The organism is Syntrophotalea acetylenica (assembly GCF_001888165.1).
GTDB classification, from domain to species: domain Bacteria; phylum Desulfobacterota; class Desulfuromonadia; order Desulfuromonadales; family Syntrophotaleaceae; genus Syntrophotalea; species Syntrophotalea acetylenica.
Window position 1 is genome coordinate 2,369,978 of record NZ_CP015455.1, and the last position, 14,835, is coordinate 2,384,812.

Annotated in this window: 11 protein-coding genes; all 11 read left to right on the forward strand. The window is 49.4% G+C overall.

Annotated features, from left to right (window positions below; translation table 11 throughout):
- The first annotated feature begins 30 nt into the window (after positions 1–30).
- The 11 genes from A6070_RS10935 to A6070_RS10985 all read left to right on the forward strand — a co-directional run bounded on the left by A6070_RS10935 (position 31) and on the right by A6070_RS10985 (position 14,533).
- The gene (locus A6070_RS10935) at positions 31–1,074 is read left to right on the forward strand and encodes an alpha/beta hydrolase (RefSeq protein WP_201257965.1); all 1,044 of its coding nucleotides are present in this window, start codon (positions 31–33) and stop codon (positions 1,072–1,074) included.
- A 25-nt stretch (positions 1,075–1,099) separates the two neighbouring features.
- Positions 1,100–2,719, forward strand: a complete 1,620-nt coding sequence (locus A6070_RS10940; RefSeq protein WP_145926345.1) for a carboxylesterase/lipase family protein — start codon at positions 1,100–1,102, stop codon at positions 2,717–2,719.
- A 199-nt stretch (positions 2,720–2,918) separates the two neighbouring features.
- The gene (locus A6070_RS15605) at positions 2,919–4,088 is read left to right on the forward strand and encodes a (R)-mandelonitrile lyase (protein WP_072285786.1); all 1,170 of its coding nucleotides are present in this window, start codon (positions 2,919–2,921) and stop codon (positions 4,086–4,088) included.
- Positions 4,085–4,762, forward strand: coding sequence for a flavodoxin (locus A6070_RS10950; protein ID WP_072285787.1), 678 nt, complete (start codon positions 4,085–4,087; stop codon positions 4,760–4,762). The genes A6070_RS15605 and A6070_RS10950 overlap by 4 nt, the downstream gene beginning before the upstream one ends.
- A gap of 613 nt (positions 4,763–5,375) precedes the next feature.
- Complete coding sequence (locus A6070_RS10955; RefSeq protein WP_072285788.1) at positions 5,376–7,703, forward strand: PHP domain-containing protein; 2,328 nt, start codon at positions 5,376–5,378, stop codon at positions 7,701–7,703.
- On the forward strand, positions 7,687–7,929 hold the full coding sequence (locus A6070_RS10960; protein ID WP_072502082.1) for a hypothetical protein: 243 nt from the start codon (positions 7,687–7,689) through the stop codon (positions 7,927–7,929). Before A6070_RS10955 ends, A6070_RS10960 begins: the two co-directional genes overlap by 17 nt.
- 103 nt (positions 7,930–8,032) lie before the next feature.
- Positions 8,033–9,151 (forward strand): hypothetical protein, encoded by a 1,119-nt coding sequence (locus A6070_RS10965; protein ID WP_145926346.1) that lies wholly within the window; start codon positions 8,033–8,035, stop codon positions 9,149–9,151.
- A gap of 93 nt (positions 9,152–9,244) precedes the next feature.
- Positions 9,245–9,676: a hypothetical protein gene (locus tag A6070_RS10970; RefSeq protein ID WP_072285791.1), complete on the forward strand. Its 432-nt coding sequence runs from the start codon at positions 9,245–9,247 to the stop codon at positions 9,674–9,676.
- A gap of 252 nt (positions 9,677–9,928) precedes the next feature.
- Positions 9,929–10,531, forward strand: coding sequence for a hypothetical protein (locus A6070_RS10975; protein WP_072285792.1), 603 nt, complete (start codon positions 9,929–9,931; stop codon positions 10,529–10,531).
- Between the two features lie 91 nt (positions 10,532–10,622).
- Positions 10,623–12,578: a hypothetical protein gene (locus A6070_RS10980; RefSeq protein ID WP_072285793.1), complete on the forward strand. Its 1,956-nt coding sequence runs from the start codon at positions 10,623–10,625 to the stop codon at positions 12,576–12,578.
- Positions 12,575–14,533: a Fic family protein gene (locus A6070_RS10985; protein ID WP_072285794.1), complete on the forward strand. Its 1,959-nt coding sequence runs from the start codon at positions 12,575–12,577 to the stop codon at positions 14,531–14,533. The genes A6070_RS10980 and A6070_RS10985 overlap by 4 nt, the downstream gene beginning before the upstream one ends.
- Positions 14,534–14,835 lie beyond the last annotated feature (302 nt).

Consider the following 14,835-nt stretch of genomic DNA (forward strand, 5'->3'; position numbering starts at 1 on the left):
GGGTTTAAGCCGAGCGAACAAGAACAACCTATGTCTTCCCAGCAAGAATATGGAGCAATGAGCAGATCGATATTCATCCTGATGCTATTTCTGACCTGTTTCACGGGTGGTGTCGCCATGGCGGAAGCAAAGACAGGCGCATCCTTGGGTACAAAAGGAAACGGGCAAGGACGTTATGCCCATCTTACGACCGCTGGTTCGGTTCGTGACATCGTGGAGCACCCGGCTTTTGAAAGCTTCAGTCAGCTCATCCTACCGACAGAGCAAGACACTCGTTACCTCGATACGCCGCTCAGCAATGTCCGCTCGCTCATGCCTTACCACGGCCACGTGCACCCCGACACCGTTGTCGGGGCGCTGAACCGTATGATTGATGATGTCAACGACGGCAAGGCTGTTTTCTACGACTTCTACGCCGAACAGCAAAAGCGGGACGACTTCGCAAAAGAGAACACCGGACTCTTCTTCTATCGGGGCGAAAAGGGGGCACCGTTTGCCATTGTCTGTCCTGGCGGAGGGTTTTCCTATATCGGCTCTCTGCATGAAGGATATCCGCTTGCTTTGGAAATCAGCAAAAAGAAGTACAACGCCTTTGTCATAAGATACCGCATCGGTAGCCAGCAAAAGGCGACGGAGGACCTGGCGGCGGCTATAACCTATATCTTCGAGAATGCGGAAGCACTCGGGGTCAGCACTGCCGGTTACTCACTATGGGGCGGCTCTGCCGGAGCCAGGATGGTTGGCAATATCGCCTTAAGCGGAGTCGCCGCGTATCAGGGCGACGATCTGCCGAAACCGTCAACCGCTGTTATCGCCTATACCGGCCAGTCCAGTTTCTCTGAAGATTTTCCGCCGACATTTATGACAACCAGCGCAAATGACGGTATTGCAAATGTCTTGTCTGTCGACAGACGCGTCAAGAATCTGTGTGAAGCCGGAGTTGAGGTCGAATATCGACGCTATAGAACGGCCGGTCACGGTTTCGGGCTAGGCACAGGCACAGACGCCGAAGGATGGCTGGATCTTGCGGTTCAATTCTGGGAAAAACACTTGAATGAAACGATCAGTCACTGAATGACGAGATAAAAACGGAGATTACATGATGAAAAACTTGACCATTATTATTGCGATACTACTTGTCGCAGTAGGTTGCACAACGAACATTCATGAAAAACGGGCTACGGGCGGGAACGGAATTGTACTGACAGAATACGGAGCCCTCCAAGGCGGCAAAAGTGGCGGGATTTATACCTATTTCGGAGTCCCTTATGCCGAAGCCAACGAACGTTTTGTCCCTGCAGAAAAAGCAAAGCCCTGGAGCGGTGTGCGTAATGCCGTCGAATACGGATCAATATCATTGCAGTCATCTGCATCAGGTTTTCCTGTCCCAGAGGGTACTCAGAACAATAACTGCCAGAACCTCAATATCTGGACTCCGGGTCTTGACGGTAAGAAACGGGCTGTCATGGTGTGGCTGCACGGCGGTGGCTTTTCATCTGGTTCAGCCCAGGAATCGCCTTCCTACAACGGAGAAAAGCTGAGCAGAAAAGGCGATGTGGTCGTCGTCTCGGTTAATCACCGTCTCAATATCATGGGGCATTTTGATCTTTCCGCCTATGAAGAGAAATACAGATACTCCGCAAATGTCGGCGTGCAGGACATCGTTGATTCCCTGCAATGGATACAGGAAAACATCGCGAGTTTCGGCGGTGATCCCAGCAACGTAACACTGTTCGGAGAGTCCGGCGGTGGTGCCAAAATACTGGCGCTGATGACAAGTCCTTATGCCAAGGGACTGTTTCATAAAGGTATTGTGCAAAGCGGGGCTACAGAATCAATGGGAGTGAATTTTACTATCCTTGAGGCCAGCCGCCGTCTTGGAGAATTGACGCTTGCAAATCTTGGCATCACACCGGAAAACATCGATGCGATCCAGACTGTCCCTTACGAAAAGCTGGTAGAAGCAACACAGAAGGCTATGGTTAAGACTGCCGGTGAGTTTGGGCTCTTGGGCGCCTTGAGCGGCCAGGTTTCCATGGATTGGGAACCGGTTGTGGATGGTGATTTTCTGCCGACGAATCCTGTGACAGCCGATTCATTTGCTGCTGCCGGAAAAGATATTTCCCTGCTCATTGGGACAAATCTCAATGAGTGGGCCTCGCTGAATCTTGTTATGGGCCCTGATAAAGGAAAAACCTTTACCGATGCGGAGATTGAAGCACGTCTGCAGGCTACTTATGGTGATAAAAAGGACCGGGTAGTTGAAGAGTTCCTTAAGGCTTATCCGTCAAAAACAAAACGCGACGCCCTGCATTTTGATACTTTTCTCCGCCTGCCAATTCTAAAGATCATGAGCCATAAGGCTGATCAGAACGGTGCTCCCGTATTCGGCTACGTCTTCACCTACGGATCTCCCCTTGCCGTTCATACGGCGGAAATACCGTATGTGTTCAATAACGTCAGAGAACCATCTCCTATTTCCGCAAACACTGAAAGAACCGAGGCGGAATGGGATGAGGCCGCACAGGTCGCTGATACCGTAAGCAATGCATGGATTTCTTTTGCCAAGACCGGAAAGCCTGCAGCGACAGCATTACCTACCTGGGAACCATATACTAGGGCTGCTGAAGCAACCATGATTTTGGACACAAAAAGCACTCTCGTACATGGGCATGACCGGAATCTGATTAAGATCCTTGCACCTGAGTATCAGTGGTAAATGTTCTCCGGTAAAAAGCAAATTTACTCATCTGTGTGAAACCGGCGTTGAGATCAAATGATTTCGCTATAGAACGGCCGGTTTCGGGCTAGGCACAGGCACAGACGCCGAAGGATGGCTGGATCTTGCGGTTCAGTTCTGGGAACAACATTTGAACACAGCAATCAGTCACTGACTGGCGAGATGAAAAGGAAAGAACATGAAAAAATACGCAAAAACTATCACGACATTGATGGTTGTACTGGTCTCTATTGTGAGCTTTTCTCAAGCACAGGCTGATGAAAACAAAACCTTGACCACCAAGGAGAAAGGAATCATTCCCATCGCCGCTTTCACGGCAACGGGAAATTTACCACAGCTGGAAACCGCCCTTGCTGAGGGGTTAAACGCCGGTCTGACAATTAATGAAATCAAGGAAATACTGGTGCACTCCTATGCCTATGCCGGTTTCCCCCGCGCCCTTAACGGCATTAATACCTTTATGGCGGTGCTGGATCAGCGCCGGGAGCAGGGAATAAGCGACACCCCAGGTAAAGAAGCAAGTCCCTTACCTGCCGATTTTGATCGAAATGCCTATGGCCATCAGGTTCGGAACGCCCTTGTCGGCAGGGATATCTCAAACCGTACCAGCGGGTATGCGGTATTTACGCCCGTTATCGATCAGTTTTTAGTGGAGCATCTGTTTGCCGAGATTTTTGTCAGAGATGTTCTCACTCATCAGGAACGTCAACTGGTGACTATCAGTATTCTGGCCGCGAAGACAGGGACAGAACCCCAGCTACGATCCCATTTCGGAGTTTCCATGAACGTAGGGTGGAGCAAATCCCAGCTCGCTGATTTTATCCAAGTGCTGGAACAAAAAGTCAATGTAGAGACAGCTCAAAGAGCCGCTGACACACTCAACGATTTCCTGGGTATCAACCTTCCTGAGAGCCGGAATCCATCCGTCAAGGTCATCAAAAATCAAGCACCGACAAAAGGCTCGGAGGATTATTTCACCGGCAATGTCACTGTCGAATCGAGGTTTTCTTCAGAAACACCTGACAGCTATCGCGGCGGAATCGTGAATTTCGAACCCAGGGCACGCACCGCATGGCATACCCATCCTTTCGGACAGACTTTGATCGTTATTTCCGGGCGGGGACTGGTGCAATCTGAAGGAGATGCCATACAGGAAATTCTGCCGGGAGACGTGGTCTGGATTCCAGCAAATGAGCGCCATTGGCACGGTGCTACGCCGGATAGCCCTATGTCGCATGTGGCAATTTCCGATCCCATGAATGGTTCTACCGTGGAGTGGATGGAACATGTCCGCGACGAGCAATACGCCAGCAGGTCATCCTTTAAAAACGAGGAAGAAAAACCATGAAAACAATCTTGTTTACAACTGTGATCCTCGCTGCGTTGGCGTGTAGCACCATCGGCTTCAGCAAAGAAGCAAAGGGAAACGAGACTGAAATGAAAAGCAATCCAGAAAGCCTCACAACTGTTTCTGGAAAGAAATCCTTGATTGTCTACTTCTCCATGCCGGAGACCACCGACCCCAACAAAATGACCACCGATGAGGACAACAGCGTCGTGGTCATCGACGGCAAGGTGTTGGGCAACACCCAGTACATGGCCTATGTAATTCAGAAGACCACTGGGGCGGACATCTTCCGCATCGAGCCGGTAACCCCCTATCCCACCAATCATGCGACACTGGTCGACCGGGCAGAGGACGAAAAGGATGCAAACGCCCGCCCAGCCACTGCGAAGCAGATTGAAAACTTCGCGCAGTACGACACGGTCTTCATCGGCTATCCCATCTGGTGGAGCGATATGCCCATGATTCTGTATACCTTCTTTGAGGGATACGACTTCGCTGGAAAAACCATTGTGCCCTTCAGCACCCTCGGCGGCAGCAGATTTGCCAGAACGCCCAAGACGATCCAGCAACTGGAGCCGGAGGCGAAGATTCTGGACGGTCTCACTATCTCTCGTGACCGCATTCAAAACGCAGAGCAGCGGATTGTAAACTGGGTGAACAGGCTTGACCTGTGATCCAAGAAAGGAAATTTTCCTATGAAAAAAAGCCAGCCCTAAAGTTCACGAGTTCTAAAACACACAAACCCTGTCCGGTTCGCCAGGCGGGGTTTTCTGTTATGTCAGGGATTGTTGGAAATGCCGGCCATACTCGTCTGATCCGCTCATAATGCCATCCGACATATCTTTTAGGACAGTCGTGGAACTTGACCAATGATTTTTAATGCACTACATTGACATCGTCTTATTTGGGTGGATTTGCAGGAGGGTGGACGTGGTTAGCAGAATCAAGGTCACCGCAAATTTAAAAAATCGAACTCCAGACCGCTAGATCGGCATTAGCCGACTGGCGGTTTTTTATTTTTTGAGCGAGGATTATCCCTGATCCACTGGGGCATGCTAATTCAATAAAGCAAGAATGTCCCCGTGAGCCATCCCCGTCTGTGAAAAATTGAAAAGCAAAATCTAAATTGCGGTGTGGCCGTAACTTTGCGTCGCCACCAGTTATTGCGAACCGTTATAGAGCGAGTGGGAAATGCAGAACGTTTGCGTCGCTTGGCGTGCAGTGGAGACTATGCTGCCAGCCGAGGGCGGGTGCTATCTTTGAACCGAAAACCGAGAGGTGGATTCTTTGGAACCTGTATACCTAGACCTTCATATACACACGTCTAAGGACCCCGATCAACTTAATGCTGAATACGACATTGCCACGCTGCAAAAAAAAGTTCAGGAATGCGCTATGGGATCGCCGTGTCTCATCTCGCTGACTGATCATAACACCATAAACAAGGTGGCCTACTTAAATGCTGCGTCCTTGTTTCCCCATATGTTGATTGGGGCAGAGTTGCACGTTCGCAACTACCGAGATGAGCCGCCATACCATTGCCACATCTTCTTTCGCAGTTCGGTCGACGCAGTCACCATCGACGCCTTGAATATGGTCCTTGACGCGCTGTATCCCAAGAAGACAGTGTGTGCCTCCGACCAGATTCCAAGTATCGAGGAGATTGCGAAGCACTTTGATGCCTACGAATTCGTCCTCCTCCCTCACGGCGGCCAATCGCATTCCACCTTCGATAAGTCGATTCCAAAGGGTGTGCAGTTTGACACCACAATTGAGCGGAGCATTTACTACAATCACTTCGACGGTTTTACAGCACGCAGCAATTCTGGTTTGGAGGATACACAGGACTACTTACGCCGGCTTGGCATCTCAGATTTCGTCAACCTCATCACCTCGACCGACAACTACAATCCGAAGAAGTATCCAGAGTCGAAGGCAACGCAGGCAGAGCCTTTTGTTACCACTTGGATGCTAGCGAGTCCGACTTTCAATGGACTGCGCTTATCGCTGTCGGAGTCGGATCGTCTTGTATACGGAACACGGCCAGACACTTGGGCTGAATTCATACGTCACGTATCGCTATCGAATGACTATCTGGATATTGATGCGGCTCTTACGCCGGGACTCAATGTGGTCATCGGAGGATCATCCAGCGGTAAGACACTGTTCGTCGACTCGGTGTACCGGAGGCTCCGGGGGGACTTCTCAGACAGCAACTATCTTGCATATGGCGTTGACCAAATATTAGTTGATAGCCCCACAGGTCAGGTGCCGCACTTCTTGGAGCAAAACTACATCGTCAAGGTGTGTGATCAGAAAGACCACGACAACACGATTGACAGCATCGCCCTGCTGCGGAGGCTCTTCCCTGGAGACAAGGATGAAAGGACCGCAATTGATACAGGGCTGACCCAACTGAGCGAGAGTCTCAGCCAGATGGTGGAAGCCGCGGAGAAGATAGAGGCTATTGAAGAAGAGTTGAAAACAATTCCAGTGCTGTCGCGACTTGTGGTGACCACACTTATCAAGCGGAACCCCCTGAAATATCTCAAGCCGACCGACTCAAACGTAGAAACCTTTGAGTATTCTGAGGCCACTTACTTGCAGCATAAGAAGTCGCTAGATGTCATCGAGAGTTTTCTCGAAACGAACCCGTTTGTCGACCACGACAAGGCCCTCGTAGAAGGACTGAAGGCAGAACTTGATGTGGCGCGTTCAACGGCACGCTTTGAATCGAACGTCCGTCAGGTGATCATCGAGCACGCTGACACTATACACCAGTTGCAGACTCGCGAAAACCGTGAGACGAAGACAAAGAGTTACCAGTTTGACACTCTACTAAGGGCGATTCGAAACTACCTGAGATACACCCGGGTGTTTTACGCATCTCGAGACCGAATCGCGAAATTCTCCATAACGTGCAGCACCAGAGTTGTCGAGTCCATGGGACACCGACTGTTCATCGAAAATGCCTTCGAACTCTCTCCCGCCAAGTTCGTTGAAATTCTGAACCAGACCCTCCTGTCTGGTCATCAAATTCGCAATTTCGAGGAAATTACTCCTGCGGCCCTTTCATCCGTTGGATTCCGGAAGAGAGCGCCTAAGGTTACCAACTACGCAGACCTACATCGTGAGGTTCTAAATCGATTTCAAGCGATGAACCGGAAGAAGTACCGCATCACCACCTGCGAAGGAAAGGATTTCGATCAGCTAAGCGCTGGATGGAAGACATCGGTGATACTCGACCTCGTATTGGGATGTGCAACCGACACGGCTCCACTGATCATTGATCAGCCAGAGGACAATCTCGCGACTACTTACATCAATACAGGACTTCTCAAGGCAATCAAGCAGTGCAAGGCAGCACGGCAGATCATCTTAGTCTCACACAACGCAACGATACCGATGTTGGGCGACGCTCAGAACGTGATTGTGTGTAGGACTGAGGACAAGTTCATGACGATTCGATCAAGCCCTCTTGAAGGTGAGATAGAAGACCTCGATGTTGTGGATGTGATAGCAGCCACTACCGACGGCGGAAAGTCATCAATCAAGAAGCGCGTAAAAAAATACAACCTCAAGCGGTTCAGGGGGGAAAATGAAACTCGTGTTTAGGAAAAACGACCAAGAGGAGATCACCGTCCTTCAGTCGGTCGATGGCAATGAGCGTACCTTCATCTATGCCGAAATGATCAAGGTGCTGCTTGAGGATGGCGAGCTTGAAGCGCCAGTTGTTGAAGGTGATTTCACAGAGGAAGAGAGCCGCAGTATCAAAAACATGGTCCATGAGATCAATAAGGTCACGGAAGAAACGTTGAAGGCAAGTGCTGGTTCGGATTGACCAAGCACTGCTCTATTTCCCTAACAAGGCAAATTAACTCGGGTGCAAACTCCACTGCGCTCCCTTTGCACCGGTTATTTTCAAGGTTAGCTCTAGGATGAGAATGAAATTCGTTGATACATTTGAAAAACACCAACGCGAGCCATACAAGTCGGCAGACGCGTACGCGAAGGAGAGGAGGCTTGAGTTGGGGGCTGGTCTCCTCCCTACGAAAAAAATCTACCTTGATACAAAATATTGGCTACTGTTGCGCGATGCAAAGCTTGGACGGGCGAGAGATGAAAAGCAAGTTCAGATGCTAGCCCTAGCAGAGCGAGTTTCATCGTCAGGACGGTACATCTTTCCGATATGTGAAGATATTTTTGTAGAGGTCTTAAAGCAGACAGATCCAGACACCTTAAGATCTACTGTGGTTTTGATCGACTCTTTTTCGAAAGGAGTATCTCTTCTCTCAGGAGAGGAAAGAATTCGCTTGGAGATGTTTCACTTTTTGGAGACATGCCTCGGCAGTTCTGTTTTCTGTCTGCAGGAGCTGGTTTGGACGAAGGTGGCGTACAATCTTGGGTACTCGTCTCCCTATCATGACAAATTTCCTAAACACACCAACACTCTGATTCAAAAGGCATTTTTTGATCAAATGTGGTCCGCGTCACTGATGGATATAGTTGAAACAATGTCCCGGAATGGTGCGCCTAATTTCCCGCCTATCCGAGGTTATTCGGAGCGACTGAATGCCGGGAAATTTGCGCATATGCACCAAAACAATACATTCAATGAAATGTTTCTATCTGAAATTGCAGGCATGGTTGACTCTTATAAGGCCGACTTTAAGGACCTATTCGCTTACAAATTTGAGAAACAATATGGTTGCCCACCAAATCCAGACGAACTTGAACAGAGTGAATCAGGCCAACTGTTCGCAAACATGATATACAATCTGTTCAAGCTCAACAAAGTCAAACAGGAGCTTCCATCATTCAGAATTCATGCGGGGCTTCATGCGGCTGTTAGATGGGATAAGAAACAAAAATATCAAGACAATGATATGCATGATTTCCGACATGCGACGGCTGCACTCGGGTATTGTGACTATTTCTTCACTGAAAAAAGGCTATGTCATCTTGTGACACAGGCCCTGCTTAAATACGACAAGTTATTCAACTGCAAGACCCTTTGGAGAGTTGATGATGCTGTCGAATGCCTCAGAACGATAGAGAGCTAACCCGCGGGGGCAGCGGTCTCAGGACCTTCCCCTGATAAAATAGACACCTCAACCTAACTTGTGGGTATCCCAAAAATTACGAATAGTGAACCAGTGACTGCTATATTTTCACCCTTCTGGACACAGCTTGAAGCTCTTGTTGCGGAGTTCGGCCTGCCCATTGATGCGCTGGTCATCCTCGGGAATCAGTCGATTCGCGAATACTGTTCACAGATTGGATTTCCAGAGCTTGAGACAAGCAACACTCGCGCCGCGAAGTGCATCAAGTCTGTCTCTGGCCCCATGTTTCTTCTGTGGGATCACACCGACCCGGTCGACGCGATGGTTCCAATTTGCGGACGAGGCTTCCCACGCGAAGACATAGAAAAGTTAGATGATCCGGCCGTTTTTGCAATGCACCTGCTGCTTCACGAAATTGCACACTACTTAAGGCTTGATTTGCACCAGGACTTGCCAACCGGAGAGATTGAGCGAGATTGCGATGCCTGGGCATTCGAACAGCTAAAGAGGTTTCGGTCGGCTTAAAATTTACTGCCCGTCAGACACCAATGTACGTCCGGACTGCCAGGCGGGCTTTTCTCTCAGACCAGGGGATCTGAGATCAGAGATGCCATCCCTCCGATTCCCTCTACTGCTAACCTAGGAAAAATTATCAGACGGTTGGAAAGATTGACCGAGGCTTCCTGCTAGGTTACATTGGGGTTACTTTATTTAGATGGATTTCCTGGAGGGTAAAATGAGCAATCCAGATAGATTCCGAATTAGGTGAGTAGACTGATGCCATCTAAAGTTGCTTTTCTGGACTATCAAGTTATAGACCACCTGCACCGCATGGCGAACGGGATTTACAAAGGGCAGCATGTTGACGCTCTACGGCTCTTTGAGTTTGAGGCTTTGATGGGGCACTACGAATTATGGATGGCCGAGATCACACAAGTCGAGATGATCATCGGTCGTGAAAATCCGCGTATCGACCCAGACCGGATTCCTGAATTTGCCCAGAGAGATCAAGCAAAACTCGCGATTGCGGAAAGACTAGGCGTTCGCTGGCTAGGCTATCCCTGTAGCAAAACAGACGACCAATACTCACGCCTTGATGTTTCTTTCCGTATTGCTGGACCTGACTGGGCAATTGCTGAAGCATTTGAACAGCGTATTGAACAAATGCCTGGCGTGTCTGTCGGCGATGCACGCCAAGTCGCTTCATTGATCTATGGATTTGATGATGCCGACGTCTCGTTCCGGCCAGAGATTCAATGGCTGGTCACCGAAGACGAGCCATTGCGCGCGGCGCTCCGTCGTGAAATCAATGCTGGACAGCTCACCGAGCTTTCACAAATCCAAGTAGTGTCAGTCGCGGAACTCGTAGCGGCCTCTTAAAAAGCGTTCCATCAACAACTTATCACTTTCCCGATAGCGACCACCGAAAAGACTTCGACCAATCACCGATTCACGGGGAAATGAGGCTCTGATGTCAGTGAATCAACCCACCACTCAGGCGCTACTTACGCTCGCTTGGCACATTTGGTCCGGTGACGGTTCCCCAGCCCAAGTTGATGATGCAGGCACCCGCGCAGAGCTCGAGCCCGCGGTTCGGGCCGGAATACTTTTAGAGGATGAGAAGAGGTACCGTTTTGCAAACGAATCACCTTACATCGAAGCGGTCGTTCAGTACATCTTTCAAGCCGAGGGGCCACTCCTGACCAGTGCGCCTAAAACCTGTTTTGAAGAACTAAATGAGATTTATAAGAAGGAAATCGGAAAGAAAGAGAGGGTATCTGGGCGTGTACTCGCCCGTTTACACAACTCTGAAAAAATCGACGCGTATGATTGGGGCAGACAGGCAATCATTGCAGGTGTCAGGGTATTCACTGTCCTTCACGTGATGGAAGGGGCCGTCAATAATTTCGATACTGCTCGACCAGAATCAATTCTTCAATTCTTCGCTGGCCACTACGACAATGTCAAAAATGATCTCGCTGGGGGCATGATTTTTTCAAATCTTAGGCCTTGGTTTGCTGAACATCCTGACATTGCGCGAAAGGTTATCCTGCGCCACGAGAGCAACCCTGATGAGAAATGCCATGGTCTATATGCTTGCTCCCTGCATGGTTTGAGTGCGACGGAGTTTTCGGGTGCCTTTGAACTATTGGAAAGTGCCAGTCATTCACCGAATATATGGATTTCAAGACCAGCCGTCCATGTAATGGGGTTGGTTGATTACACCGACCCATCTCGCAGCGCTGCGTTGAATAAAGCTGTTCAAATATGCAGTGAAATTATCCGAACAAATGACCATCAATTGCTCGGCACGGCTGTACGCACGCTATGTAATCTGGTCTTTCTGAGTGAAAACGATATTGTCAGCATGCTTGACGAGGTTGGAAAAAGAGCGGAGCCGGAGGCTCTTTTGGCTCTGTCGGATTTTCTTTTGAGAGAGGAAAAATCAGTCGAGACTAAAGAATGGTTTTGGCCTATGTTTCTTTATTTGGTTTCTGCCAAAGCTGAGCATAAGGGTATACTCGAAAACATCGACATGGTGCTAGACGGCTGGGTGGCGGTCTCCGAGAAAACCCCACGTGTTATTGAATTTTTAAACAGGTGGATTTCCAAACAACCCATGCATGTCTTCAAAGAAGATGGCTTGGAAGAATATTACTCAGCCACAATGCATGGATTGGCAAATAAACCAGATATTCTTACCCGAGTAATTACGGAATGGCTTCTGCACGACGATACCCGTTATCCACTGGTAGCACAAAAACTGCTTTCCCGCTTTCTTGCGGAAAGCCCCACCCTTGAACTCGACCACGCGATTATTGGCCAGCTAAGAGACGAGGATATTCAGTTCCTCCTGCGCCGCATTCTTGGGTATGTCATCGGTTATAAAGCGGAGATTCAACTTGTTTTCTCTCTGGTTCGTACTCGGGATGCGGAAATCAGAACTTTCGGGTATGTTGCATCGGTGCTACTGGACCAAGTCGGGTATAACTATCCTTCCCAAACAATAGAGTACCTTAAAGCTCAGCAGATCGATGAAAACGAATCCGACCAAATAAAGGCGCTTTGCGGCCAGGTAATTGCCGACTTGCAAGCCGGTTTGGATGCCCTCGATAACCTCCCCGATCTCAAAGAATTTCATCCGTCATCATTGAAAAGGCGCCATTTTGTGAAGGAACGGAGGCGTCAAATGGATGAAGCTATTGAGGAGGCGAGTAAAAACTCAATTTTCTACCGGCTTGCAACACGCATCCCTTTGAAGGCGGGGGTGCGGAGTTTTCAAACGATAGAAGGAAAGTATACCGACCCGATGGAGTTGAAGGGGATGTCGCATTCGATTCCCTTACCGCGAAGTGTAATCTCTGATCCGGCCGGAGCAGAGCGCGACAGGCTGCTTTTTCGGAGAGCCAAAAGGGATAAAAAATGAGGCTCGTTATCAGGGAATACCTCGGCATGCTGAAAGAATCAGGGGAGTTCGATGCTTTGCTCCCCGATCTTCTGCTGGCAATGAATCTTGTCCCAGTTAGCAAACCCCAAGTGGGCGTCAGGCAAGCCGGCGTAGACATAGCCGCTGTGGGAAATGATGACGCCGGTCAAAAGACACTATGGCTTTTTCTCCTCAAGCGAGGCGACCTCGGGCGACGTGACTGGGACACCGGGTCTCAGTCAGTCCGCCAGTCTTTAGATGAGGTTAAGGACGTTTATCTGCGCAATCATGTTGCCCCGGAGCATGCGGAACTGCCGGTTAAAATTGTCGTAGCTACCACCGGTGATTTTAAACAGGACTTTGAGCAAAATCGGGTTGGCTACACAGATGCGAATACCCAACCAGGAAGGGCATACGAGTTCTGGAATGGCGATCGAGTTGCGGCTTTACTTGAGAAGCATCTCTTCAACGAATACGCGCTTCCCCCTGAAGCTCGCTCTCACCTGCGCCGCGCACTCTCACTCATTGGCGAGCCCGATTACGACTTGGAGCATTATTTTGACCTTTTAAAAATTTTACTCAATTGGGGAGAGAGTAAGCCTGACAAGAAGGCAAAGAATAAACGCGAATGCCATCGCTCACTCGTCACGACCGGCCTTGCGCTGGGCGTTGTCTGTCGATGGGCTGACCAAGAAGGAAACTTGCGAAACGCTGTAATCGCTTGTGAAAGAACGCTTCTTTGGGCATGGAATGCTATTAGAGATGGAGATTTCGCGCGTGACAAAAAGATTCTTACGGGATACATGAGGCTTATCGACCTCTATTTTAGAACTACTGTGGAGTACTTCAATAAGGTTCAGGACCACCTCCACACGAGGGATTCATTGACCCGGTATTATTCGGAATCGGCACTCCTTACCGAGCGTGTCTTTGAGGAGATCGGTCGAATTTCATGCATCGGTCTCTCCCATTTTCTCTGGGGGGCTGAGACTAAGGATCAAAACCGCATTGAGGGTGCTCGAGCGGTAGCCGATACCCTCAATGCGTTTCTTCATTCGCATCGATGTTCCGGGTCGCCCTGCTACGATGGGCAAGTTGCAGACATCTCTCTAGGGCTGCTACTTCTAGTTCTCGCTGGCCGAAGGGAGGATGCAAAGGCTTGGTTGAGAGAATTGATCGGCCGGCTTAATTTTGGGTTTCGAGTCGGCCGATGGTTCCCTCTTTCTACCGATTCTTTCGACGATCTTGTTGCATTCGAAATCGACAGGCAGGATGTGGACATGGCCAAGCTGAAAGAAACCTCTTGGATGATACCGATCATTGCTCAATGGGCTGCAGTATTGGGTGAAGACCAAGCATATGTAAATTTGGTGGCGTTCCTAAAAGATGCGCTGAAAGGCACTTGCTTTCAGATTTGGTACCCAGACCAGAAAACCGATGACTTCATGTATCTGGGGCCGGCTCAGTGGGACAGTGGTATTTCAGAGGCGCCAGTGGATGTACCATCGGAGGCCGAGGAAATGCGAAAGAAAATCATAAGGACACGCGCTGAATCTCCCGTCAAGGAGCCATTCGAATCATCTGCCAGCAAAGCCGGTCTGGTATGGCTGGATCTCCTTGCGAGTCGACATTTTCGAACTCCCATAGATCCAGCATTTTGGCAATGCCTCGTGGACATTAAGCCTGATGAGGTTCTCCAAGAACCTGAGAAAACGAACGCTTCCGAAAAAGTCAAGGCTTTGATTTCTGCTCTTAAGGGTGAAATGAGTCGAAATGATGTTCAAGCTACCCTAGGTTTGGGAAATGGTAGGCACCTAAACTCTTATCTCCAACCTGCCCTGGATGCTGGATTGGTAGAAATGACCATACCGGGCAAACCTCGCAGCAGCAAGCAGCGCTATCGCCTGACCGACAAGGGGCGGAAACTGCTCGACGAGCACGAAAGGGCAAAGTGAGCAAGACGGCATTCCAACTAATCTGACACAGACAGCCAAAGAACTCCGCAGGAACTCAACAGACGCCGAACGGCTCCTGTGGCGACACTAGTAAGGAAAACGACAGGCTTTCAAGTTGTTAAGTTGAAGAAAATCTCATTCCCTATAATTCACGATTTAAATAACACCAAATAGCCCAATCTATTTCACTCAGGTTGGGCTGTCTTGTATTTTGTCTCAAATTGCTTCTCACTTTATCTAAGAGATGTTGGACCGGCTTCCGGCAATAATCGGAAGATTATTTTGGTCCCATCCTTCCCCTT

Coding starts and splice junctions, on each gene's coding strand:
- A6070_RS10975 (WP_072285792.1), top strand. CDS start 9,929: ATGCCATCTAAAGTTGCTTTTCTGGACTATCAAGTTATAGACCACCTG.
- A6070_RS10950 (WP_072285787.1), top strand. CDS start 4,085: ATGAAAACAATCTTGTTTACAACTGTGATCCTCGCTGCGTTGGCGTGT.
- A6070_RS15605 (WP_072285786.1), top strand. CDS start 2,919: ATGAAAAAATACGCAAAAACTATCACGACATTGATGGTTGTACTGGTC.
- A6070_RS10935 (WP_201257965.1), top strand. CDS start 31: ATGTCTTCCCAGCAAGAATATGGAGCAATGAGCAGATCGATATTCATC.
- A6070_RS10940 (WP_145926345.1), top strand. CDS start 1,100: ATGATGAAAAACTTGACCATTATTATTGCGATACTACTTGTCGCAGTA.
- A6070_RS10985 (WP_072285794.1), top strand. CDS start 12,575: ATGAGGCTCGTTATCAGGGAATACCTCGGCATGCTGAAAGAATCAGGG.
- A6070_RS10980 (WP_072285793.1), top strand. CDS start 10,623: ATGTCAGTGAATCAACCCACCACTCAGGCGCTACTTACGCTCGCTTGG.
- A6070_RS10960 (WP_072502082.1), top strand. CDS start 7,687: ATGAAACTCGTGTTTAGGAAAAACGACCAAGAGGAGATCACCGTCCTT.
- A6070_RS10965 (WP_145926346.1), top strand. CDS start 8,033: ATGAAATTCGTTGATACATTTGAAAAACACCAACGCGAGCCATACAAG.